The organism is Ruegeria sp. YTSB088 (genome assembly GCF_059609825.1).
Genome location: NZ_JBXWMM010000017.1, coordinates 40,679 through 64,077 on the forward strand (window position 1 = coordinate 40,679; position 23,399 = coordinate 64,077).

The window sequence follows — 23,399 nt, forward strand, 5'->3', positions numbered from 1 at the left end:
GCTACGGCGCTGGGCCGAGCTGGCGTAAGTTTGAAGAATTTCGATCATTTTGCAACCGGTTTCAAAATTTCTTCCATTCGAACCGGTTTTCCTGTCTGCGCTGACACGGTTGCAGCCTCGGCCATCGCCAGTGCCGCAACACCATCTTTCAATGTCACCGGAACGTCGGATCCGCCTTCAACAGCTTCGACGAATGCGGCCCATTCCACGCGGTACGCAGGCATGTAGCGCTCCAGGAAGAAATAGGTTGGTTTGGCGCCCACAACACCGTCTGCCGTTGATTTTACGACTGTGTTTTCCAGTACATTCCGAGCCTGCAGCAACCCCCCAGAACCCAACAACTCGACCCGCTGGTCATAGCCATAGGCCGCGCGCCGTGAATTTTTGATGACTGCAATCCGGCCATCCGCGTAGGACATTGTAACTACGGCTGTGTCCACATCTCCTGCAGCGCCAATCTCGGCGTCCACAAGCGAAGATCCAACTGCCGAGATGGTATCGGGAACCTCCCCCATCAGGTAGTTTGCCATGTCAAAATCATGAATCATCATGTCTCGAAACAACCCACCAGACACTTTTACGTAGCTTACCGGCGGTGGTGCTGGGTCAAACGAGGTGATTGAAAGCAATTCCGCCTTACCAATTTCACCCGCGTCCAACCCCGCCTTCAAGGACGCGAAATTGGGATCGAATCGCCGATTAAATCCAATCATTACCGGCTTGCCTCGTCCCGAGACAGTGTTCAGGCAATCCGTGGCACGCTGAAGGTTCAGATCAACAGGCTTTTCGCACAGAACAGCCTTGCCTGCGCCGGTCGCAGCTTCGATCAGATCAGAATGCGTGTTGGTTGGAGTTGCGATCAGAACCGCGCCAATCTCCGGATCCGCAAGGATCTCTTCAGAGCGGCGCGCATCGACCCCATGATCGTTGGCCAGGCTCGCCGCAGCTTCGGGCAAGGCGTCGGAAACGGCACTGAGCGTGCTGCCCGGATGAGATACAATCGCCTGTGCATGAACACGCCCGATGCGCCCGGCGCCCAACAATCCGACCTTCAACATGCAACTCTCCCGAATCTCGTTATTGCGCGCAACAATGATTCTCTTTGCAACCGGTTGCAATATTTTTTTTCACTACCTCAGAGCTTTTGCTCCCAAAGCCCCAAATCCCCTCGAAAAAGCAGCGACATGATCCCAGATCCCGAACCTTCAGCAACACTCCACACGCTGAAATCCGCGCATTGGCCGCCCTACGGGAATCCCCCAATTTCGGAACACGGTGAATCAGGTTAATGTTTAATTAAGGAACACACTACCACTCTGTGACCCCTAAGAAGGGCTGGCATGACCCCCTCGTCCAGCCCTTCCCCCCCACCCAGCAGCCACAAGAAAGCGGCGGCCCCAACGGCCCGGTGCTTTCATTGAAATTGGCGTTCGAGAATGGCGATCCCTGAAGGACTCGAACCCTCAACCTGCTGATTAGAAGTCAGCTGCTCTATCCAGTTGAGCTAAGGGACCGCTGCAACCTTCTTGCGGTTTTTACGCGCGGGGTTCAAGAGCCAAGCGCATGAATGCGCTGTTCGGATCGTCGCTGTACCCAAAGATCGGTCCGCAGTAGGAATAGCCCAACGCTTCATAGAGTTTACGAGCGGCATCATACTCCGGAAGATGCTCTGCCCCGGTTTCCAAAACCAGGGCTTCGACACCTTCAGCACGCGCCAGTTCTGCCAGATGGATCATCATGACGCGCGCCAGTCCGCGCCCACGCGCCTGCGCGAGGATATGCACCGATTTCACCTCGGCCGTACCATCGGGCAGCGCTTTCAAAGCGCCGCAGCCCAAAGCCTGCTTGCCGTCGTAGATCGCACAGAATCGAATCCCCGGTCCGGCCAGTGACTCGGCGCTCATCGTGTGGTTGCTTTCCGCAGGGCCCGCTGATTCGCTGTGGGCGAAATGCGCTTCGACAACCGGGCGCAACACGTCCGAAGTCGGGTCGGCCTCGCGAATTTCGATCATTCAGTGTGTCCAGGGCACACGCCGGTCGGTGGCGAAGTTTTCCCCGTAGCCCCGTGCACGCAGGTTGGGTTTGCGCTTGTGCGGCTCGCTGACCTGCGCGTCGATACCATTGTCGCGAGCGTAATCAATCGCCTCTTTCTTGGTGTCGAATTTCAGAAGTATCTGGGTTTGCGTGTCATTGGATGACGTCCAGCCCATCAGCGGATCAACCTCACGTGCCGAAGCAGGGGCATATTCCAGAACCCATTTGCGGGTTTTGGCCATCCCCGAGGTCATCGCATTCCTTGCAGGCTGGTAAATCCGTGCGCGCATGTCGCCTCTCCGTACTCACTTGGCTGACCCTGTTTATGCGTCAGAGCGCAGCCCGGGACAAGACAACAATTGTCGCGGATCACCGAAGCCCGCCAATGCCAGAAACTGTCATCAGGACCAACTATGATCTTCGAAAAATCAGCCGAAGGATAAAACAGATGATCCATCGCGAACGCACTATGGACGTCGACGCAAACCCCGGGAACATCTTGGCGATGCCCTCGACCGAAGCCCATGCCGTGATCGCCGTCAAACCGATGATGACGAAGGCTCTCGACAGCGAGCTTGCCGCGTTGGCCGGTAAGATTGGTTCGGATCACGATCCGGATGCGTATCTGCCTAGTATCAAAACTGGGAGATTTGTACCGGATCAGCCCTTGCAGTTGGACAAAATAAGAACAAATGTAGGAGCCTGATCCGGAGCCTGCCCATGCCATACGCCCATTCCGACAAGACCCAAATGACAACCGAAGATGTTCGGGCCCGCCTGAAACTGGAAGGCGGCAAACAGTTTGTCATGCATACGGAGTTCGCCCCCGCTGGAGACCAGCCAACCGCGATCAAGGAGCTCGCAGGCGGTATTCTGGATGGGGAGCGTGATCAGGTTCTGTTGGGGGCGACCGGTACGGGCAAAACCTTCACCATGGCCAAGGTGATCGAGGAAACCCAACGCCCGGCGATCATCCTCGCACCCAACAAGACACTGGCGGCGCAGCTTTATGGTGAGTTCAAGGGGTTTTTCCCGGAAAACTCGGTCGAATACTTCGTCTCCTACTACGACTACTACCAGCCCGAGGCCTATGTCGCGCGGTCGGATACGTATATCGAGAAAGAATCCCAGATCAACGAACAGATCGACCGGATGCGCCACTCGGCTACGCGGGCGCTGCTGGAACGCGACGACGTGATCATCGTGGCCTCGGTCTCGTGCATCTACGGTATCGGCTCGGTCGAGACCTACGGGGCGATGACGCAGGATCTGAAGCTCGGAAACGAATACGACCAGCGGCAGGTGATGGCCGATCTGGTGGCCCAGCAATACCGCCGCAACGATCAGGCGTTTCAACGCGGGTCGTTCCGGGTGCGCGGCGACTCACTGGAAATCTGGCCCGCCCACCTTGAGGACCGCGCCTGGAAATTCTCGTTCTTCGGAGAGGAGCTTGAAAGTATCACCGAGTTCGACCCGCTGACCGGCGAACGCGCCGCAACGATGGAGCAGGTGCGCGTCTACGCCAATTCCCACTACGTGACGCCGAAACCCACGATGCAGCAGGCGATCATCGGCATCAAAAAGGAACTGCGCACGCGCCTCGACCAACTGGTGGGCGAGGGCAAACTGCTGGAAGCCCAACGGCTGGAACAGCGCACCAATTTCGATCTGGAAATGCTCGAGGCCACCGGCGTCTGCAACGGCATCGAAAACTACTCGCGTTATCTGACGGGCCGCGCACCGGGTGAACCGCCCCCGACCCTGTTCGAATTTATCCCCGACAACGCCATCGTGTTTGCCGACGAATCCCACGTCAGTGTGCCGCAGATCGGTGGCATGTATCGCGGCGACTATCGGCGCAAGTTCACGCTGGCCGAACACGGGTTCCGCCTGCCGTCCTGCATGGACAACCGACCCCTCAAGTTCGAGGAATGGGACGCCATGCGCCCACAATCCGTCTTTGTTTCGGCCACCCCGGCGAAGTGGGAGATTGAGCAGACCGGCGGCGTCTTCACCGAACAGGTGATCCGCCCCACTGGCCTCTTGGACCCCGAGGTCGAAATCCGCCCTGTGTCCATGCAGGTGGACGATCTGTTGGACGAGGTGCGCAAGGTCGCTGCCGACGGATACCGCACGCTGGTCACAACGTTGACCAAACGCATGGCCGAGGACCTGACCGAATACCTGCACGAACAGGGCATCAAAGTCCGCTACATGCACTCGGATATCGACACGTTGGAACGCATTGAGATCTTGCGCGACCTGCGTCTGGGGGCCTTCGACGTGCTGATCGGGATCAACCTGCTGCGCGAGGGGCTCGACATCCCCGAATGCGGGCTGGTCGCCATTCTTGACGCGGATAAAGAAGGCTTTCTGCGGTCTGAGACCTCGCTGATCCAGACCATCGGTCGCGCTGCGCGGAATGCCGATGGCCGGGTGATTATGTATGCCGACAAGATCACCGGTTCGATGGAGCGTGCTTTGGGCGAAACCAACCGTCGACGTGCCAAGCAGGTCGCCTATAACGAAGAACACGGCATCACCCCCGCAACCGTACAAAAGAATGTCGAGGATGTTCTGGCCGGGCTTTATCAGGGCGACGTCGACATGAACCGCGTCACCGCCACCATCGACAAACCGATGCACGGCGCCAATCTTGAGGCTCATCTGGACGGGCTGCGCGACAAGATGCGCAAAGCTGCCGAGAATCTTGAATTCGAAGAGGCCGCCAACATCCGGGATGAAATCAAACGTCTGGAAGCGGTCGATCTGGCCGTCGCCGACGACCCCATGGCGCGTCAATGGGCGGTCGAGAAAGCCTCGGAAGACGCAGTGAAATCGCGCGGACGGTCAACGGCTGGTCGGCCGGGGCAGCGGGGTGGGAATGTGAAGCGGAAGAGACGGTAAGTCTTACTTGCGCATCGGCGCTGCTTTGATCGAACGAAAAAGACCCTCTATGTCTGAGTCGAGGTTTAACTGCTCAAGCGTATGTATTGTCTTTACGCCGTTCCCCAGAATCTTTCCCGCCTCATCAGCACCAAACCTCTTGCTGAGTTCAACAAAGTATCTTGGTTCAGGAATGCTAAAGTTCTTGGGTGTCTTGTTTGCACATTGATAAACCGCGTATGAGGCCAAGTCAGCATACTTCAGGAGAGGTTCTTCCTCTTTTGATCTCGTTGTTATTGCAAAGGGATTAAACACTCGAAGATACTTAGCATCCGAGTGCATTGGGTTGTCTTTTATCTTGCCAATGTAGCGTCTCATTGCGTCGTAGTCGTGGTTTCGAGTCTCGAAAATCACTGTTGGTGGCTCGTTGGCAAAACCGCGATTGAGAAGGTATTTCCCAACTCGCTCCAATAAGTAGACGGCACACTTGTTGTAGAACTTTTGCGGGTCTTTTTGAATTCGGTCGGAATACGCACCCAGCGTTGCTTTGTTAGAAACTACCGCAAAATACCGTAAGTTAACTTCGACGCTTTTGCGCGACCAATAAACCGTTTGGCTATGCGAGAGATCAGTTGCGTGTCGCCATTTCTTTCCTAGGTCAGAATTCACCGAATCCAGTACACGCTTTGCGTTAATTGCAACCGCTCTGGGCATGACAGCAGCAGCAAGCACAAAGTATGGGGAAGATCCGCCCTGCTTTCCATCACGAACTTTGGCTATTCCGGACTCGCCGCTTTCATCGATGTAAATAAAGCAACTCAATGAGATAACTCTGAAAAAAGAAAGTTTGACTATTCAATAGTAAACCTAATGAGCCATTCGAAAGTCGACAAGTATGTATCAACGGGTAAGTCGGCAATCGAACTAAGCCTGCCACCACCCCACACTTCAAACTTGCACCCCGCTCCACCCTCCGCCACGTTTGAAATCACAAATTGTGATTCCAAACGGTTGACATGACGAAACCCAATAACCTGCCCAGCACGCATGAAGTCCAGAGCGCCATTCACCGGGTGCGCGGCACTCGCGTCGTGCTGGCCGAGGATCTGGCGCTGTTCTATGGAAAATCCGTCAGCGCCTTCAATCAGGCCGTCTCGCGCAACAAGGACCTGTTCGAGGGCTACCGCTTTCAGCTGACCGATGCTGAAGTCGCCGATTTGCAATCACAGAATGTGATTTCAAAACCCAAGGGCCGCGGTGGGCGGCGGGTCAATCCTTGGGTCTATACGGATTACGGCGTGGCCATCGCCTCGGCCCTGTTCAAAGACCCGCGCGCCATCAAGATCACGCGAATGATCACCGAAGCCTTTGTAGACGGCGCAAACGCATTGGCCGAAACCCCACGCAGCGTGCCGGAGATCCTGCCGCCAAAGGATGCCACCGCCCCGCTGCTGCCCAATGGCGAACAGCTGCGCGATCTGGCCGAAAACATCCTCGATTCCGGGCAGCAGAGCCTTGTCGATTACATCGCCAACCCCACCACCAAACGGCAACAAGCCGTGGCCGTGATCATGAAGACCCTCGCCGAAACTGCCGGGGAAGAGGTGCGCACCCAGCACGAGCGTCTGCGCCTGCGCATCGCTGAACGGTTGGCCGCAGGCGATTATGCCGATGATGACGACCGCAAAGGGTTGCTGGAACTGCTGAATGCAATGAAAGGCTGAGGCAACCCTTGCCTTGGACCTTTCGGCCACTAGAATCCGCACCATGCGCGTTGTTATGTTATCACTGATCCTCGGCACACCAGCCGCCGCGTGGGAAGCAACGGTGGGCCAGATCTGCACCCTGTCACATGTGACGGACACGGCAGAGATACTCCTGACCTACGACCCCGCACAACCCCTCTATACCCTGTCCGTTACCCGCAAGACCGAAGGCTGGACCAACACCCCATGGTTCGCGATGCGGTTCGAGGGGCCAAACCCCATCGAAATCGCCACTCCGCATCATGTCCTTTCTGACGGTGCATCATCGTTGACGGTCACTGATACAGGATTTGGAAACGTGCTGGACGGGCTGGAATACAACCTGACCGCCTATGCGTTCACGCAGGACAGGGAGACTGAATTTCCCTTGAACGGTGCGGCGCCCCAGGTTCGCATTTTTCGCGAATGTGCCGGGGCCCAGCTGTCCTGACCGGGTCAGAAATCGAACAGATCTTCCAGAAAACCGCCTCGTTTCTTTTTCTTGCGATAGCCGTGATCCGCCCGGTCATCATAGCCGGATTGTGGCGGAGAATACGCTGTCGACCGCTCGATGATCTTGTCCAGTTCACCCCGATCCAGCCAAACGCCTCTGCACTGCGGGCAATAGTCGATTTCGACCCCGTTTCGGTCCGTAATGACCAGTTGAGTGCCGTCAATCGGGCATTGCATCATACGATCTCCCATCTTGCTATCAGTATGAGATGGGGTTGATCCGCTGCATTGCCATCCCTCTGTGACATGACGCCCGTTCGCCTGGGCCGAAGTCGGATGACACGGGCAACTGGTCCTGGCCCGAGCAGATCTTCTGAACTTCGCAATTGCCGCCGTCAGGGTCGCACGAACTTGGCAGTTCCAAGAGACCGTTGTTGCGGTTCAGGACTGTTGTGAGCTGGCGGCGCACTTGCCCGCGGCACGCTGGCAGCACCACAGGCGACCCCGTCGCCATCCGGGTCATTGCGCTTGTGATAACCCGCCTGCCCCTCGTAAAATGGCCCTACCCCCAGCGACTGCGTTGCATCACAACCTGCCAATGCGATCAGGTGGATCACCGCCTCGTCCCGCTCAAATTCGGACAGGCGCAGAAAAACACCGGTGGCGATCACCACGGTGGTCAGCGGCAACAACAGAACCATGACCAGAATGCGAACCGGAGACAGCGCCTGCCTGCGCGTTGCCTCTGCGCGTCGGTGTCGTTTGGACGACCGTGGCTTCAGATCAGGCATATCCTGCGAGGGTTTCTTAAACAGCATTCCCTGAACCATAACGCCGATATGTGGCAAAGCCGAGGCAATCCGAATTTGAACGAGGCGAAACAAATGGCGCAGTTCAGGTCAGGCCCCTAAGATAAAAAAACCGCCAACTGCCCGTTCATTCTGTACTGCCGGACCGACATCGTGACTGAACCCAATCCTTATCAGACGCCCGACAAAGCGGTGCGCTTGCAAGCGCAGGATCTTCTCTTTCAAGCTCCATTTGCCGCGCTGGCCTTTCTGCGCCCTGACACGGGCTTGCCGTCACTCTCCCGGATCGCGTTGACCACGGATGAAGCAGGTTGCCCTGTCTCGCTGATCTCCACCCTTGCGGAACATACGCGTGCGTTGAACGCCTGTCCCAATTGCGCCCTTCTGATCGGAGAGCCCGCAGACAAGGGCGACCCGCTGACCCATCCGCGCCTGACACTGCACGTGATCGCTCAGCCTGTTCACCGGGGTATGGCAGGCTATCGCGCCTTGCGAGACCGGTATCTGGCCAAGCGACCCAAGGCGAAACTCTACATAGATTTCGCTGATTTCGGATTGGTGCGGTTTACCATTCAGGACGGCCTTTTGAACGCCGGATTTGGCAAGGCTTTTCGCCTTACCGCTCAGGATTTCTAGCCATCAGCGAACCACATGCACGGCACAACCCGCATGACGCACGACATGCGATGCGGTTGAGCCCAGCAGCAGATCCTGCATCCCCGGCCGGTGCGACGCCATTATGATCAGATCGGGTTTGTTCGCCTCGGCCCAATCCAGAATGGTTCGGCCGGAATGTCCTTCGATCACCAAACCCTTGGCATTCGGCAGTTGAGATGCCAGTTCATCCAGTTCTGCCTGAATCGCTTTCCGTGCTTCTGTCAGGTATTCGGACGGCATGTAAGAGATCGCATAGTTGGGAATATGCTCGACCACATGCAACAATGTCACTTTAGCGTCTGGCGTGGCCAGAATCTGGGCAAGCTTCAAGGGCCCGGACGTATCTCTTTCAGCATCGAACGAGATGGGGACCAGAATGTTGTGATACATAGTGTGAGCCTCCATTTTTGCAGGATCACTTTGAAACAGATATGAAGCACAGGCTTTGATTCAGGTCAGGAACTGCCAAATGTTTCAGCGACATCGTACATGACCGGCTCAAAGCTTTTGCATAGCTCGTTGATCTTGCGGTTGCGATCACGCATTTCAGGTGTGCGCAGCATAGCAAGGAAATTTTCGCGGCGTTCCCATTGCGAATAGTTTGCGATCCGGGTTTGTGCATCATTAACGTGCAGCCCGGCGGAAACGAAACCTGGCTGCTTCGAAATGAACTCGGAATAGGCGTCCGTCAAGGCCTCCAAAAGGTCCTGACACGTGCCAGGTGTCATCTCAAAGGTCGTGATAACTGTTTGAACACTGGCGTTTTTGGCAATTTTCAGCATCGGGATTCTCCACTTCCTGGCCCAAGCCTAACACATCAAAATCAAACGTCGCCTATTTCCTGCAAGCTTCGCAAACCGGGTCTGTCATTACCGGTCAAATCAGAGTGAAATGGCCACCCGGCTCGGGGTGGCCATCCGGTCTCTTAACGTTCCATGCGCATCAGAACAGAGGCCGTACCCTTCACATGCTCTGGCCAACGCAACAGAAAACTGTCGCCTGTCGCCCCCTGTTCGACCTCAACATGAGGAGCGCTGAAGACGTGGTTGTTGAACACCCCTGAGAGCACACCGATTGTCGCAACCCCATCGCAGCTTCGTGCCTTACCGTCGAAAGGCAACTGTCCGTTGGCCGAGACAGGCCAAAGATTGGACACCGAGCTTTGCGTATGGCGAACCCTCAATGGGTTTGCGGTTTTCCTGGTTACGCCATGGTAAGTATTATTCTGGAAAGTCACGTTCGTATGCCTGTCTTTGTTCAAGTCGGCGAAGGATGTATCCACCTGTTCCGCTCGAAAAATGTTACCGCTCGTGGCACGAAACTTGTTACCGGTCACCGCCAGGCCATTGAGAAAATGCCCGGGCCCATAAGGGCGAATAACGATGAAACTGAACCAGGACGGCGCTTGACTGGAATAAAATATATTGTCCGTAATGCTCATTGCACTGAAAGAAAAGCCACTGGTGTATGTCGGCGACGGGTCTCGTTCATTCGTCCATTCGATGAAACAGTTGTCGACGTAATTCTCCGCGATGGTGGAACTATTGTAGGTGCCGATCATGATCAGCCCGGCAGTACGCACACCTTGCGGGATGCTATCGCCCTGAAAGACATGGTTGCCCAGAACCATATTGTTGTCACCGCCCAGAACAGCGAAATGCCTGAAACGCACCGCGCGGTTGTGGCGCAGCTTCACATCGTTTGAATTGGTGTTCAATCCGATGGAATACCGATCCGTTACAACAAAAGATTCTTCTGCCGAAAGGAACTGACAATTGTCGATCAGCATGCCCTTGCACCCCGTTCCGGTCGACGTCATCCCCCGGTCTTTCGGGCGACTGACATGACAGTCTTTCAACGAAAAGGTGCTGCCAGCGGCCGCCAGACGAATTCCGCTACATCGGCTGTTGCACTGAAACTCGATCTGCTCCATTCCGAACTTCCGAAGTTTGCTGAAGCCGCTGAAATCCAGCAGGTACTTGAATGAGTAGAATGTGAAAGACTGGGTCCCCGACGCCCCCACAAGAGGCGCGCTCAGTGTGAATTCACCAGCCCCGACATTCTTTGACCGCACATAGATCTCACGCCCGACGCCGCTGCCCGCAACGTAGGACCCAACAGGAATGTTGGCGACATTTGCAACATTGGTCAGACGCGTATTGTCCGAAGGATCGTAAGTCGCAGTTGATGTGAGCGTTTCTGTATCCCACGCTGAACTGCTTTTGACGTCAAACTGACCGTTCCGGATCACACGACGGGTCGAAAACCCGCTCTGCTTGTTGGGAACCGCTGCCGCCATGTCGATCGGAGCGGTGACGGAAATCTTGCGCCCGCCCAAATCGAGTGAGTCATGATCCGAATTGTTCAAAAGAGCCTGAAACGCTTTTTTGAACGCCAATTCTTCGTCTCCGAAGGCCGAAATGTAAGCAGGCAGATGGAAATCCTTTGTCAGCAACAACATCTTGTCATCCGGCATGGTGACTGTGCCTTCAAAGTCCATCTCGGACGTCATACTGGTGTTTTCGGCCAGATGATAGGTCCCTTGCGGAACGTAAACCCGTCGGCCACCCGCCGCCTGATCGGCCGCTTCAAACGCAGCCGAGTCGTCCGTCACACCGTCGCCGATGGCACCATAATCCCGTACATCCACAACACTGATCATTTCGCGCAGGAAGACACCGGTGACATCCGTGATCTCCAGGTCGTCGATGCGCACCAGCGCTCCGTTCGAGCCCTCAATATCCAGACCAAAATGGCCATACAGGGCGGCAAGCCCCCAAGGCATGTCCACGCCCGGGCGCTGGCCGGTTCCGACAATCGCCGTTACTTCATGCACGGCCCCATAGCCCGACAACTGTGTTGCAGGCCCCTGCTCCACGACACCCGCCACATGCGCGTCGCCCGCACCCCCGGCCCAGGCCGCAATACGCACCGACGGCAATGGTCCGCTGATCGCCTTGACCCGCGCCTTGATCTGCAAATAGCACCCGGGCAAAATCGGTGTCTGGCCCATGTATCGAAGCTGTTGGGTGGTTTGGATTTTCAGAATCTCCAGGCAGCCACCAAAATTGGCATCCGCAGGCACGAAAACCCCGGTGCCGGATCCACCATATGTGGGTGAGCCCGGCGTTCCGTCCCCCGCAGACCATACGGTCAGGCCATTCGCGAATTGAGGCGGCATGAAAACGATGCCGTCAGTGATTGCCTTGTTCATTGAAAACCCTTTCTCAATCGCGCCACGCAAATCTGGCGACGCGTCCAAACCCCGTGTCCAGGTCCGCCCCGAACGCGTCAGTCTGGATACCGAAAGGGAGTTAACCGCGGTTCATCTCACCGTGACGGTGGTGTTGCCTCAGGCCGCAGGATCCGCGTTACCCAACAATTGGACCCCGTTGATTTTCCAACCGCCCTCCAGAGGGATCATCTGATAGTCCAATATATGCACGCGCCCATTTCCGTCAGTGATCAACACTTTCTGCCACAAAGCCCCCGCCACCTCACGCAATTCCAGAAAGCGCACGTCAGAAGGACGCCAGACCATTGGATACCCATTGCGTACCATTGCTCCGAAATTGTCGGGATTTTGAAAAAGGCGCTGAATGCTGGGACTGGCAAAGGTAAAGGCCGTGGCAAAATCATCCGCCTTGAAGGCTTGTATCTGCGCCGAAATGTTTGCTTCGATCTCTGCGTTTTGCGCAAATGCGCCTGACCCCAACCCGGCACTCAGGGATACAGCAAGCAAAAATCGACGCATGGGGCCACCTCCTGCAAAAAGTGTAGCCCCTTACTGGATCAGGTCAAATCAGGCCAGCTCTCCGGCCAGCGCCTTTTCGATCAGGGCGATTGTCTCTGGCACACCGTACAGAGCGATGAAGCCGCCAAAGCGCGGACCCTGCGATGCACCCAGAAGCACTTCGTACAACGCCGTGAACCAACCGCGCATGGGGTCGAACCGCTCACGCCCGATGGAGTAGACCACCGATTGCAGCGCCTCATCCTCGGCCGGGCCATCATAAGCCTCAAGCGCGGCTTTCAGCGCTTCGAGCGCCTCACGCTCCTGGTCGGTCGGTGCACGATGTTTACGCGTTGGTTTAACGAAATCGTTGAAGTAGCGAACCGCAAAGCCCGCGGCCTGGTCCAGATCGGGATGGCTCAATGCTGTTGCTTCCGGCGCATAGCGGCGGATAAAGCCCCACAGCGCCTCCTTGTCTTCCGCGCCAGAGACCGACGCCAGGTTCAGCAGCATCGCAAACGGTACGATAAGGGTCGATTCAGGAACGTCGCCACCGTGAATATGCCAAACCGGATTGTTCAACTGAGCTTTCAGGTCCTGCCCCGGATAGGCGCGCAACTGTTGATTATATTCATCATAAGCCTTCGGAATAACATCAAAATGCATCCGCTTGGCCGTTTTGGGCTTTTGGTACATGAAATACGCCAGGCTTTCGGTCGGTGCATAGGTCAGCCACTCGTCAATCGACACGCCATTGCCGGACGACTTGGAAATCTTCTGGCCATTCTCGTCCAGAAACAGCTCGTACGAGAAATGCTCGGGCGCCCGGCCACCCAGCGCACGGCAGATCGCATCATAGATCTTTTCGTTAGTCGCGTGTTCCTTGCCGTACATCTCGAAATCAACGCCCAGCGCCGCCCAGCGCGCCCCGAAATCTGGCTTCCATTGCAGTTTCACGTTGCCGCCAGTGACGGGCAGGGTCCATTCTCTGCCATCTTCGTCATCGAAGGTGACGGTATAGGTCTCAGCGCAGACCTTCTTCATCGGCACATACAAAACCCGACCGGTTTCGGGATGAATCGGCAGGAAGATTGAATAAGTCTGCTGGCGTTCTTCCCGCAAGCTTTTGAGCATTATGGCCATGACGTCATCGTACTTGTCGACCGCGCGCTTCAGGATCTCGTCGAACTGGCCTGAACGATAAAAATCGCGTGCCGAATAGAACTCATAGTCGAACCCGAACGTATCAAGGAACCGACGCAGCATGGCGTTGTTGTACTCGCCAAAGCTGGGGTATTCGCCAAACGGATCGGGAACCGAAGTCAGCGGGCGCTGCAATTGCTCCTCAAGCGCCTCGGGATTTGGCACATTGCTGGGCACTTTGCGCATCCCGTCCAGATCGTCCGAAAAACAGATCAGCTTGGTCGGGATATCCGAAAGGGCCTCGAACGCGCGCTTGACCATCGTGGTCCGCGCGACCTCACCAAACGTGCCGATGTGGGGCAGGCCCGACGGGCCGTAACCGGTTTCGAACAGCACATACCCCTTTTCCGGAGCACCTTTCTGATAGCGTTTGAGCAACCGGCGCGCCTCTTCAAAAGGCCAGGCCTTGGACGACATCGCGGTTTCACGCAGTTCAGACATTTCAATGTGCTCCATCGGGGAAAGTGTCACGGCCACCCCATGCAACCGGACCGACCCCTCCTATTGTGCCAGTGCAGCATGAGTCAATAAAGCAGTGGCGCAATTCGCGGCACACCCAGTTAAAAAACAGCCGCCATCGGGCCTGCTGCAAAACTGTTTTTGGCCCGCAGACACTCTGTACGTGACATCTGCGCCGCTTTTTCACTGACCAGCCTTACTCAAGCCACAATGGTGGGACGATTGTTCCCGCGAAACAAAAAAGACACGGGCGGCGCGCCAACTTGACCTGCTTATTTCGCACGCTTACCCGGCAATGTTAAACAAAGGCGACACGGGGGTTTCCCCGAACCAGAGGAAACGGGATGCGACGCGAAACCACCAACCGTATACGCTTTGTACTCGAAGATATCCTGCCGCCTATCCTGCGTGACAGCGCCGCCTTTCATTGGCTAGCCTGCAGGGTTTGGGGCGAACACATCACGCGTCTTGCAGAATTCCGCGAACGCGCAACCTACCTGACGGATAACGAGTACGAAAAACTCTACCGCGATCATCCACGTGTGCATCAAGGCACCGACAATTCCGAAGCCTGTATCAAACGGATAGCCGAGGACATCGTTGGGCAAAGCATCTGCGATATTGGCTGCGGCACCGGAGTTCTTTTGCAACGCATAAAAGCCGCCAGACCGGATATCACGCAACTGACAGGAGTGGATTTCGTGGTCGATGATGCGGCTGCCATCGACAATATCGACTATGTCGCTGCCCGGATCGAAGAGCTGCCGTTTGAAGACAACAGCTTTGACACCGTCATCTGCACCCATGTGATTGAGCATCTTCTGGACTACCGGCAAGCGATCGCTGAACTGCGTCGTGTCGCGCGAAAACGCATTATTATCGTCGTCCCGCGTGAACGCGAAAGCAGGTTCACCTTCAATCCACATTTCAACTTTTTCCCCTACACACACAGCTTTCTGCGTGCCGTGTATCCCAGCCCGGACATCCATATCTGCGAGGATCTGGGGCGCGACATCTATTACTGTGAAGACCGCCCCGAGGAAAAACCAGAACCGGAGCAACAAGGATGACCCCGCCCGCCCCTACGACACTGGTCTGGGCTGGTTTGCTGTGCACACCAGTTATGATCTCAGCCGGGCAAATCTTGTTCAAACTTGCAGGAAACCGGATTGATGGGCGCGAAGTCACCGGATTGGCGGGGCTCATCCAGACGCTATTCGATCCGTTCCTTCTGACAGCCTTTGCCATCTATGGCTCGGCAACGGTGCTTTGGGTGTGTGTCCTGCGGTATCTGACACTGTCCCAGGCCTACCCCTTCATGGCCCTCAGTTTCGTTCTTGTGCCACTGGCCTCACACGTCTTCTTCGGCGAAACACTTGGGCTGCGCTACTGGTTGGGGGCTGCGCTTTTGATTTCGGGAATGATGGTCATGAACACCTGATCACGCTAGGTGGATGAAACAAGGTGTTGAACCTGACCCGCTGCGCTCATATCGTGCGTCTTCGAACAACCCCAATCAGGACCATCCCATGACCGAGCAAGTGCCCCACCCGATGTCTCCGCAGGATTGCCTTGTGGCGATCATGGTTGCAGTCTCGGCCTCTGACGAAAACATCCGAACCGCCGAGCTGGTCAAGATCGAAGTTGCCGTGAACATGCTGCCGGTCTTTGCCGGATACGACATTGATCGGACCCGTCGCGTATCACAAATCGTTTTTGACCTGTTCGAACAGGAAGACGGGCTGGATGCGCTGTTTGGCCTGATCCGTGAAAACCTGCCCGAGCGTCTGAACGAAACGGCCTATGCGCTGGCTTGCGATGTTGCGGCCGCCGACGGTGCGCTGGCCGAAACGGAACTGCGCCTGCTGGAAGAAATCCGGTACGAACTGAATATCGACCGATTGCATGCCGCAGCCATCGAACGCGGGGCACGCGCGCGCCATACGGTCTGATCCTCTGATCCCGATATCTAGCTTCCGTAGAGCGAGCCCCAGCGCTCCAGCAAGGCCCGCTGCAGTTTCCGCGACCTGCGGTTCCAGCTGCGCGCGCCTTCTGGGCGTTCACGTTGTGCACGTGGAATTTTGGCGCGATGGGCCACGTCCGCGGTAAAAATTGCAAAGGCCAGATCGACCCCGTCCGCCGTTGTCAGGAAACCGCCCAGCCCGGATACGAAGTTCAATGTCCCTGTCTTGGCATCGACCTTGACCGGATGGTTCTTGACCGGCCGCCCATTTCGATCAGTTAAGGCAAAAGGCTTCATCAAGGGGCGCAACGCCCCCATTTTCCGGGCCGCGACAAGGGCAGCGACCAGATCCGCCGGCACCATACGCGAGGCATCGCCCAGACCGGAATGATCAACCATCGCAATTCCGCTCACGCCAAAACTCTGAGACGCCCAACGGTTCATCTCGGCCGCCGACTCTGCCAGGTTCCGTGGGTCAACGCCACGCGCTTTGGTCGCGGCCAATCCGACCATCTCGGCCGTCAGGTTGGTTGAGTATTTCAACATCCCGCGCAAAATACTGTCCAATGGATCGCTGCGATGCAGGACAAGGTCGACGCCCTTCGGCGACTCTCGCGTCACCTGCACCCGATTCAAAACGATCCCATTGGATCGGGCCAATGTGCGGAATACATCTCCAGCGTATAAGGCCGGTTTGCGCACAGGCAACCAGCGCGCCCCGCCATTGTCCAGCGCGCCCTTGGCCACGGTCCACCGATCCTGCCGTGGGCTTGGCTGATAGGTATAGATCGGCAGGCTTCGGCTGTCGACCCGCATGGTCGCCACATCCACTGCCGGCACGTAACGCGCGCTGCGGGCGTCCATGGTCACATCATAGCCTTTACCGGCACGCTTCCACTCAAAGTGAACCCGATTGAAATTCAACGATATTCCACTGATCGCCGGGCTGTACCCCACATGATCCGGCTGCCCCGGATCAATGCTGAATACGAAGGGCAAAGCCCCGTCATAAACCTTGAAGGCTCCGCGAACCTCGGTAATTCCGGCCTTGCGCAAGTTGGCCGCCATCGTAGCCAGCGCATCCGTGTCCAGCAACGGGTCTCCACCCCCTGCCAGAATCAGATCGCCATGCAAAATTCCGTTTTCAATTAGCCCATCTGCGATCAAACGGGTTTCGAAGCGATGGTCAGGCCCCAGAACGTCTAGCGCGTAAAGCGCGGTCATTGCCTTGCCAACGCTGGCCGGTGGCAAACCCGCACCCTCGCCAAAAGTCTCCAGTGGCGCCCCGGTCGCCACATCCGCAACGGCGAACACAACTTCGCCTTTCAATCCTGCGGCTGCGACCAAACGCTCGGTGCCGCTCAACAGCACACCACGCGCGCGCGGCCTGAGCGAAACCAGCGGCGCCTGCGCCAGACCAGCTACCGGGATCAGAGACGCCCCCAATCCTCCCAGAAACAAACGACGTGAAAAACGACCAGTCATAGGTGAAATAAAATCCCACAGATCAAATGCGCGCAACAGCTACCTGAGATTATGCGCCCACTGCGGCTATTCCGGCAACACTTCCGCGCGCCATTCGCCGCGCGTCCGTATCTCTGTGGAACTGACATCGACCATCGGCACATTCACGAAACACCAGGCCGGAGCCTGCGCCCGTCCCAAAAGATGCCGCGCCTGCCCATCGATTCGGTATTTGGCATAGACCCGCGCCGCCGGAGACATCCGGGCGGATATCCGGTCGCCCGGCCGCGCCACCACACCAACAGGCACTCTGTCCATGATCACCCGCCAGTCTTTCCAGTGATGAAACTGGGCCAGATTGTCCGCGCCCATCAGCCAGACAAACCTGACATGCGGAAAAAGCTTCTGCAACGCCGCCAGCGTATCCGCCGTCGCCCGTGTCCCCGTCAGCGCCTCGATATTCGTCACGTCAACTTTCGGATGCTGCATCACATTTCGTGCTGCCGCCATTCGCCTGCCCATGGGTGCCGGCCCGCGTTCTTTTAGCGGGTTGCCCGGCGATACCAGCCACCAAACCCGATCCAACCCGAACGCCTTCATCGCCTCAAGCGTGACATGTACATGGCCCTGATGCGGTGGATCAAACGACCCGCCGAACAAACCGACGACCTGCCCAGGTCGCGCATATGGTATGCCGTACCGCTCCATACCCTGCTGATGTTCAGAACTGCGAGGTGTTGTCAATCAACAGGTTGCGCCAAATCGCCAAGCCGAACCCGCCCGGGTCGCACGACTTCCGCGCACCATCCTCCGTGCCCCCGCACTGCGGAATAGCCGCATTTACCAAGCGATTCTTCCATCCGGCTGCACGGCGCACATATTACTGTGAACCGCAGGATGGCCTCTCCTACTTGCACCTGACGTCCCTTGAGCGCCGCCAGATTGATCCCCGACACCACCAAGTTTCGCCGCAGAACACCCGGCGCAACCGGTCCGCGCCCCAGATAAGAGCCAATCGCCGATAAATGCTCCTGCTGGATCAAAGTCACCGCCCGCTTGCCCGCGCGGGCGCGGTCACTGTCCAGACCGGCCTCAGTAATCACGACCTCCTCTAGCGCTGTAATCTCGACTCGGCGCTCTGGTCGCGCCCCGATCCACGTAACGCAACCGGGCTGCGCCCAACCTGCAATCAAATCCGCCAGTTCCGACACAACGCCTCCATTTTCAATGCAACCTGACTACGCCGTCCGACCCAAAGACGAAATTCACAATACCACCAGCTTGCCCAGCCCGTCCCGCTCGGATATCCAGCGTTTCAACCAAATTTCCCCGACCCAGAGGACGCGACATGGCCGCCTATCAATATGTCTACCACATGCAGGGTGTCTCCAAGACCTATCCCGGTGGCAAGAAGTGCTTTGAAAACATCCACCTGAGCTTTCTGCCCGGCGTAAAAATCGGTGTCGTCGGCGTAAACGGCGCCGGTAAATCGACGCTGATGAAGATCATGGCGGGGCTCGACAAGGACTTCACTGGCGAGGCCTGGGCAGCCGAAGGTGCCAAGGTCGGCTATCTACCGCAGGAACCGAAACTGGACGAAACCCTCAATGTCCGCGAAAACGTGATGTTGGGTGTAGCCGAAAAGAAGGCAATCCTCGACCGGTACAACGAACTGGCCATGAACTATTCGGACGAAACCGCCGATGAGATGGCCAAGCTCCAGGACGAGATCGACAGCCAGAACCTGTGGGACCTCGACAGCCAGATCGACGTCTCGATGGAGGCGCTGCGCTGCCCGCCGGACGATGCCGACATCACCAACCTCTCGGGCGGCGAGAAACGCCGCGTGGCGCTCTGCAAGCTGCTGCTCGAAGCGCCCGACATGCTGCTGCTGGATGAACCGACCAACCATTTGGACGCCGAAACCATCGCCTGGCTGCAACAGCATCTAATCGACTATAAAGGCACCATCCTGATCGTCACCCACGATCGCTATTTCCTCGACAGCATCACCGGCTGGATCCTCGAACTCGACCGCGGTCGCGGCATTCCTTACGAGGGCAACTATTCCGCATGGCTGGAACAAAAAGCCAAACGGCTGGAACAGGAAGCCCGCGAAGACAAGTCCAAACAGAAGACCCTGCAGCGCGAACTGGAATGGATGCGTCAGGGCCAAAAAGCCCGTCAGGCCAAATCCAAGGCCCGGATCAACGCCTATAACGAGCTGGCTGAACAGTCCGAGCGCGAAAAGCTGACCCGCGCCCAGATCGTCATCCCCAACGGCCAGCGCCTCGGTGGCAAGGTGATCGAGGTCGAGGGTCTGTCAAAACATATGGGCGACAAGCAGCTGATCGAAGGGCTGGACTTTGCCTTGCCCCCCGGCGGCATCGTCGGCGTCATCGGCCCCAACGGTGCCGGTAAATCGACCCTGTTCAAGATGCTCACCGGTCAGGAACAGCCCGACAGCGGCACCATCACGCTGGGCGACACGGTCGAGCTGTCCTATGTCGACCAGTCCCGCGACGACCTCAAAGACAACGACACCGTGTGGGAGGCGATCACCGGCGGCGCCGAGATCATCCAGCTGGGCGATGCGCAGGTCAATTCCCGCGCCTATTGCTCGTCCTTCAACTTCAAGGGCGGAGATCAGCAAAAGAAGGTCTCGCTGCTATCCGGCGGTGAGCGCAACCGCGTCCACATGGCCCGCCTGCTGAAAGAGGGCGGCAACGTCCTGCTGCTCGACGAACCCACCAACGACCTCGACGTCGAAACCCTGCGCGCGTTGGAAGACGCCCTGGTCGATTTCGCCGGCTGCGCCGTCGTCATCTCCCACGACCGTTTCTTCCTTGACCGCATCTGCACGCATATTCTGGCCTTCGAGGGCGACGCGCATGTGGAATGGTTCGAGGGCAACTTCGAAGACTACGAAGAGGACAAAAAGCGCCGTCTGGGACCCGACGCGCTGGAGCCCAAGCGGTTGAAGCATAAGAAGTTTGCGCGGTGAGGAAGCTACGTATCGGTTTCTTCTTTGGCTGACTTTCGCGATCCTCTCGCGAGCCAAAGAACACGTAGTATCGCGGTGACTAACACCGCGATAGCAATCGTTATGAATACCAAAAGCAACTGACCTTCGGTTGTAGCCGGTTTAACCCATATGGTGATCAGGATTCCGACAAGTACCCCGGCGACGCTTCCCCGCCCAAGTGTTCCTAGAAAATCCATCAGCTTCCCTTAACGAATGTTAAGAATCCATAGCCATACTTGTCAGACCAACGTCTGATTTTTCGTCTGACCATTTCTGGCGCATAAGGATTTTTCAGTAGCTGAGGGTCAGATTGAATATCTAACTTCCATTCGGCAATCAGTGCTTCGGCTTGCGAGTAAGTCTGAACAAGAGACAAATCCATGACGATGATAAGTGCGTCTTGCTTGCCATATCCATCAGACGGCAGCCAGCCAAGAAAAAACGGACCGCGTCCGGTGTCCCGGAAACCCGCTCGTCTTGCGGCGCGTATCGCGGTGTCAGCAAGCTGTGCATTGTAGTGGTCAATCGCCTCCGAACAGATCTCTCCACGACGCGAGATTGGGGTCATGTTCAGCTTGAATGATTTTTCTTCGGTTAGAACCGGCCAAATCGTTACAAACTTGTCAATATTGCGGCTCTTTTCCAAAGCATTTGGTACCAGCGCCGCTGTATATGCTTCGCAAATAACATTGTGTCTGAGACGATCAAATTCAGTCGCGAGTGATTTGAATGCGATTACGCCATATCCTCGGAACCCAGATGGCGGATATTCATTCGGACCTGCGAATTTGCGTGTCGGTACTGCCGCTGCATCGCTTGCCTGCACTGCAGCTGTGGTCTGAGTTGCTGCCGTATAGACTACTGCTGTCTGCTCAGATGAAGCCTGCGAATAGACGTTGGAAGACAAGCCGGCTTGGTAACCTTCTGAAACTCCTTGCAAATAGCTCACAGCCGGTGACGTTCCCGTTCCTTCGCTTGCGTGTTGAGCTGCTTGGCGCACCCAAGCTGCTGTTACATTCTGATCATTGGGAATAGGCACCCCAGCATCTTCGAAAAGCCGAGAAGTCGCCGCTTTTGTGTTTCTTCCCAATATCCCATCAGGAACACCAGCATTGTATCCGAGCAGGTTTAAGTCCTTTTGGAGTTGTTGGACGATCTCACGACGTAAGTTCAAACTTTGATCACGCGGGGTCACTGGTATTGCTCTCGTTGAGCTACGCTTATTCTTTCCCGATTTAAACTGATGGTTCAAAATGACTGTGGCACCGCCACCAACGAGAGCATCGGCAACATCAGAATGGCTTTTTGCCGGCACCAATATCAAAGACATACCGCATAGTATGTGCAAGAGGTTTGGTTGGATCTTATTCCTCATTGCGCCAATCAAAATACGTAACTCACTACATTTTCAGAAATGCAATCTAGCATGCCAGCTTATCCGCTCATGTCAACGGATTTGCTAGGACCTTTGGGGAAACCAAACAAGCGTAGGATGGGGTGGAACCCCATCCTACGGCTCTCCGAACGTGCCATCGGTGACCACACCCCTCCACTCCGGATCAACCCGGCCTGCACGGATATCGCGATGGATCGACGCATACGGCCACTCGGTAGAGTGTTTCCCCGGCCCGCTCATGAATGCGACCGCCAAGAAGCAGCGGCTCAACATAAAATACATCGGACTGATTGCCGGGGCAGCACTTTGCCAGATCGGTTTCCGCGAAACCTTCCGACCCGACCCAATAAGCCCGGTCACCGAGCTTTCTGATCGGGGCTCACTGCACCAAAGTCCACAGGAATCGGGTTCAACCTCTTCTGTCAGGTCCTGTTCCCGCTCTCTGAGTTCCAGCGACAGCTCGTGCATTACTGGGTTTAGAAACCAGGCCGTAAACCACACCGCGTTTGGCCAGGGTGTGCTTTTCACGGCTACAGAAGAAGTTTGATACTCTCACTTGTCACCCGGCCCCAACACTGCTAAACGCACCCAATCTTGCGGCCTCGGATTCGTTCCGGGGCCTTAGATATTTTGAACCGGGGACCTTCGGGGCCCTATACCCTTGGCACCTACGGGGGCCTATCACATAGCGGGGAAACCCCCGCACTTGCTAAACGGAAGACAGAAAGCATGGCACTCAAGTCGTACAAGCCGACGACGCCGGGCCAGCGCGGGCTGGTGCTGATCGACCGTTCGGAGCTTTGGAAAGGACGTCCGGTCAAGTCTCTCACTGAGGGTTTGACCAAATCGGGCGGCCGGAACAACACCGGACGGATCACTTCACGCCGCCGCGGCGGTGGCGCAAAGCGTCTCTACCGGATCGTTGACTTCAAACGGAACAAATTTGATGTCGCGGCAACCGTTGAACGGATCGAATATGACCCGAACCGGACCGCATTCATCGCACTGGTAAAATACGAAGACGGCGAGCAGGCGTATATCCTGGCTCCGCAACGTCTGGCTGTTGGTGACAAAGTCGTGGCATCCGCCAAGGCCGACATCAAGCCGGGCAACGCAATGCCGTTCTCGGGCATGCCCATTGGTACCATCGTCCACAACATCGAGATGAAGCCTGGTAAGGGCGGTCAGATCGCACGTGCGGCCGGTACTTACGCTCAGTTCGTTGGTCGCGATGGCGGCTACGCTCAGATCCGTCTGAGCTCGGGCGAGCTGCGCATGGTCCGTCAGGAATGCATGGCCACCGTCGGTGCCGTGTCCAACCCCGACAACAGCAACCAAAACCTCGGTAAAGCCGGTCGTATGCGCCACAAAGGCGTGCGCCCGTCGGTTCGTGGTGTTGCAATGAACCCGATCGATCACCCGCACGGTGGTGGTGAAGGTCGTACCTCGGGTGGCCGTACACCGGTTACTCCATGGGGTAAGGACACCAAGGGTAAGCGTACCCGCAACAAGAACAAAGCGTCCCAGAAGCTGATCATCCGCTCGCGGCACGCCAAGAAGAAGGGACGTTAA

25 protein-coding genes and 1 tRNA gene are annotated in these 23,399 nt (G+C 56.7%); 10 read left to right on the plus strand and 16 right to left on the minus strand.

Features of this window, described 5'->3' with window-relative positions:
• Positions 1–44: 44 nt before the first annotated feature.
• The 4 genes from iolG to AC2FFA_RS20595 all read right to left on the minus strand — a co-directional run bounded on the left by iolG (position 45) and on the right by AC2FFA_RS20595 (position 2,324).
• Complete coding sequence (gene iolG / locus AC2FFA_RS20580) at positions 45–1,058, minus strand: inositol 2-dehydrogenase (protein ID WP_496853079.1); 1,014 nt, start codon at positions 1,056–1,058, stop codon at positions 45–47.
• 379 nt (positions 1,059–1,437) lie between these two features.
• Positions 1,438–1,514 (minus strand) — tRNA-Arg (locus tag AC2FFA_RS20585).
• 21 nt (positions 1,515–1,535) lie between these two features.
• Entirely contained in the window at positions 1,536–2,012 is a 477-nt protein-coding gene (locus AC2FFA_RS20590) for a GNAT family N-acetyltransferase (protein WP_496853080.1), read from the minus strand.
• Positions 2,013–2,324 (minus strand): ETC complex I subunit, encoded by a 312-nt coding sequence (locus AC2FFA_RS20595; protein ID WP_496853081.1) that lies wholly within the window; start codon positions 2,322–2,324, stop codon positions 2,013–2,015. It lies immediately after the preceding gene.
• Positions 2,325–2,482: 158 nt separating this feature from the next.
• Between AC2FFA_RS20595 and AC2FFA_RS20600 the strand changes: the two genes are divergently transcribed.
• Both AC2FFA_RS20600 and uvrB read left to right on the plus strand, forming a co-directional pair.
• A complete protein-coding gene (locus AC2FFA_RS20600; protein ID WP_496853082.1) occupies positions 2,483–2,740 on the plus strand; it encodes a hypothetical protein in 258 nt (85 codons plus the stop codon).
• A 14-nt stretch (positions 2,741–2,754) separates the two neighbouring features.
• On the plus strand, positions 2,755–4,941 hold the full coding sequence (gene uvrB / locus AC2FFA_RS20605; protein WP_496853083.1) for an excinuclease ABC subunit UvrB: 2,187 nt from the start codon (positions 2,755–2,757) through the stop codon (positions 4,939–4,941).
• 3 nt (positions 4,942–4,944) lie between these two features.
• Here the strand turns inward: uvrB and AC2FFA_RS20610 are convergent, their stop codons facing one another.
• Complete coding sequence (locus AC2FFA_RS20610) at positions 4,945–5,742, minus strand: DUF3800 domain-containing protein (protein WP_170332221.1); 798 nt, start codon at positions 5,740–5,742, stop codon at positions 4,945–4,947.
• A gap of 194 nt (positions 5,743–5,936) precedes the next feature.
• Here AC2FFA_RS20610 and AC2FFA_RS20615 point away from each other — a divergent pair, with 194 nt between their 5' ends.
• Positions 5,937–6,644, plus strand: coding sequence for an ORF6N domain-containing protein (locus AC2FFA_RS20615; RefSeq protein WP_496853084.1), 708 nt, complete (start codon positions 5,937–5,939; stop codon positions 6,642–6,644).
• Positions 6,645–6,687: 43 nt separating this feature from the next.
• The gene (locus tag AC2FFA_RS20620) at positions 6,688–7,116 is read left to right on the plus strand and encodes an excinuclease ABC subunit B (RefSeq protein ID WP_496853085.1); all 429 of its coding nucleotides are present in this window, start codon (positions 6,688–6,690) and stop codon (positions 7,114–7,116) included.
• 5 nt (positions 7,117–7,121) lie between these two features.
• Here AC2FFA_RS20620 and AC2FFA_RS20625 read toward each other — a convergent pair whose 3' ends face one another.
• Positions 7,122–7,355, minus strand: a complete 234-nt coding sequence (locus AC2FFA_RS20625; RefSeq protein WP_117872972.1) for a TFIIB-type zinc ribbon-containing protein — start codon at positions 7,353–7,355, stop codon at positions 7,122–7,124.
• A 158-nt stretch (positions 7,356–7,513) separates the two neighbouring features.
• The gene (locus AC2FFA_RS20630; RefSeq protein ID WP_496720380.1) at positions 7,514–7,936 is read right to left on the minus strand and encodes an excalibur calcium-binding domain-containing protein; all 423 of its coding nucleotides are present in this window, start codon (positions 7,934–7,936) and stop codon (positions 7,514–7,516) included.
• Between the two features lie 144 nt (positions 7,937–8,080).
• Here AC2FFA_RS20630 and AC2FFA_RS20635 point away from each other — a divergent pair, with 144 nt between their 5' ends.
• Complete coding sequence (locus AC2FFA_RS20635; protein ID WP_496853086.1) at positions 8,081–8,563, plus strand: HugZ family pyridoxamine 5'-phosphate oxidase; 483 nt, start codon at positions 8,081–8,083, stop codon at positions 8,561–8,563.
• A gap of 3 nt (positions 8,564–8,566) precedes the next feature.
• On the opposite strand, the gene AC2FFA_RS20640 is transcribed toward AC2FFA_RS20635, so the two are convergent.
• The 5 genes from AC2FFA_RS20640 to AC2FFA_RS20660 all read right to left on the minus strand — a co-directional run bounded on the left by AC2FFA_RS20640 (position 8,567) and on the right by AC2FFA_RS20660 (position 13,961).
• On the minus strand, positions 8,567–8,974 hold the full coding sequence (locus AC2FFA_RS20640) for a universal stress protein (protein WP_299640831.1): 408 nt from the start codon (positions 8,972–8,974) through the stop codon (positions 8,567–8,569).
• Positions 8,975–9,039: 65 nt separating this feature from the next.
• The gene (locus AC2FFA_RS20645; RefSeq protein ID WP_496853087.1) at positions 9,040–9,366 is read right to left on the minus strand and encodes an antibiotic biosynthesis monooxygenase family protein; all 327 of its coding nucleotides are present in this window, start codon (positions 9,364–9,366) and stop codon (positions 9,040–9,042) included.
• A 143-nt stretch (positions 9,367–9,509) separates the two neighbouring features.
• Positions 9,510–11,798, minus strand: coding sequence for a glycosyl hydrolase family 28-related protein (locus AC2FFA_RS20650; protein ID WP_496853088.1), 2,289 nt, complete (start codon positions 11,796–11,798; stop codon positions 9,510–9,512).
• Between the two features lie 138 nt (positions 11,799–11,936).
• On the minus strand, positions 11,937–12,338 hold the full coding sequence (locus tag AC2FFA_RS20655) for a DUF4864 domain-containing protein (protein ID WP_117872256.1): 402 nt from the start codon (positions 12,336–12,338) through the stop codon (positions 11,937–11,939).
• Between the two features lie 48 nt (positions 12,339–12,386).
• Positions 12,387–13,961 carry a lysine--tRNA ligase gene (locus AC2FFA_RS20660; RefSeq protein WP_496853102.1) on the minus strand — a complete coding sequence of 525 codons (1,575 nt, stop codon included), beginning with the start codon at positions 13,959–13,961 and terminating at the stop codon, positions 12,387–12,389.
• 362 nt (positions 13,962–14,323) lie between these two features.
• Between AC2FFA_RS20660 and AC2FFA_RS20665 the strand changes: the two genes are divergently transcribed.
• The 3 genes from AC2FFA_RS20665 to AC2FFA_RS20675 all read left to right on the plus strand — a co-directional run bounded on the left by AC2FFA_RS20665 (position 14,324) and on the right by AC2FFA_RS20675 (position 15,931).
• Complete coding sequence (locus AC2FFA_RS20665) at positions 14,324–15,049, plus strand: class I SAM-dependent methyltransferase (protein ID WP_496853089.1); 726 nt, start codon at positions 14,324–14,326, stop codon at positions 15,047–15,049.
• Complete coding sequence (locus tag AC2FFA_RS20670) at positions 15,046–15,420, plus strand: DMT family transporter (RefSeq protein WP_496853090.1); 375 nt, start codon at positions 15,046–15,048, stop codon at positions 15,418–15,420. The genes AC2FFA_RS20665 and AC2FFA_RS20670 overlap by 4 nt, the downstream gene beginning before the upstream one ends.
• A gap of 88 nt (positions 15,421–15,508) precedes the next feature.
• Complete coding sequence (locus AC2FFA_RS20675; protein WP_117872968.1) at positions 15,509–15,931, plus strand: tellurite resistance TerB family protein; 423 nt, start codon at positions 15,509–15,511, stop codon at positions 15,929–15,931.
• A 17-nt stretch (positions 15,932–15,948) separates the two neighbouring features.
• Here AC2FFA_RS20675 and dacB read toward each other — a convergent pair whose 3' ends face one another.
• The 3 genes from dacB to AC2FFA_RS20690 form a co-directional block, all read right to left on the minus strand.
• Complete coding sequence (dacB, locus tag AC2FFA_RS20680; protein ID WP_496853091.1) at positions 15,949–17,427, minus strand: D-alanyl-D-alanine carboxypeptidase/D-alanyl-D-alanine endopeptidase; 1,479 nt, start codon at positions 17,425–17,427, stop codon at positions 15,949–15,951.
• A 66-nt stretch (positions 17,428–17,493) separates the two neighbouring features.
• Complete coding sequence (locus AC2FFA_RS20685; RefSeq protein ID WP_299642776.1) at positions 17,494–18,114, minus strand: nicotinate-nucleotide adenylyltransferase; 621 nt, start codon at positions 18,112–18,114, stop codon at positions 17,494–17,496.
• A 32-nt stretch (positions 18,115–18,146) separates the two neighbouring features.
• Complete coding sequence (locus AC2FFA_RS20690) at positions 18,147–18,617, minus strand: MOSC domain-containing protein (RefSeq protein WP_496853092.1); 471 nt, start codon at positions 18,615–18,617, stop codon at positions 18,147–18,149.
• 137 nt (positions 18,618–18,754) lie between these two features.
• Between AC2FFA_RS20690 and ettA the strand changes: the two genes are divergently transcribed.
• A complete protein-coding gene (gene ettA, locus AC2FFA_RS20695) occupies positions 18,755–20,410 on the plus strand; it encodes an energy-dependent translational throttle protein EttA (RefSeq protein WP_496853093.1) in 1,656 nt (551 codons plus the stop codon).
• Positions 20,411–20,627: 217 nt separating this feature from the next.
• Here ettA and AC2FFA_RS20700 read toward each other — a convergent pair whose 3' ends face one another.
• A complete protein-coding gene (locus AC2FFA_RS20700; RefSeq protein WP_496853094.1) occupies positions 20,628–21,761 on the minus strand; it encodes a peptidoglycan-binding domain-containing protein in 1,134 nt (377 codons plus the stop codon).
• Positions 21,762–22,556: 795 nt separating this feature from the next.
• On the opposite strand from AC2FFA_RS20700, the gene rplB reads away from it, so the two are divergent.
• Positions 22,557–23,399, plus strand: a complete 843-nt coding sequence (gene rplB / locus AC2FFA_RS20705; protein ID WP_008757664.1) for a 50S ribosomal protein L2 — start codon at positions 22,557–22,559, stop codon at positions 23,397–23,399.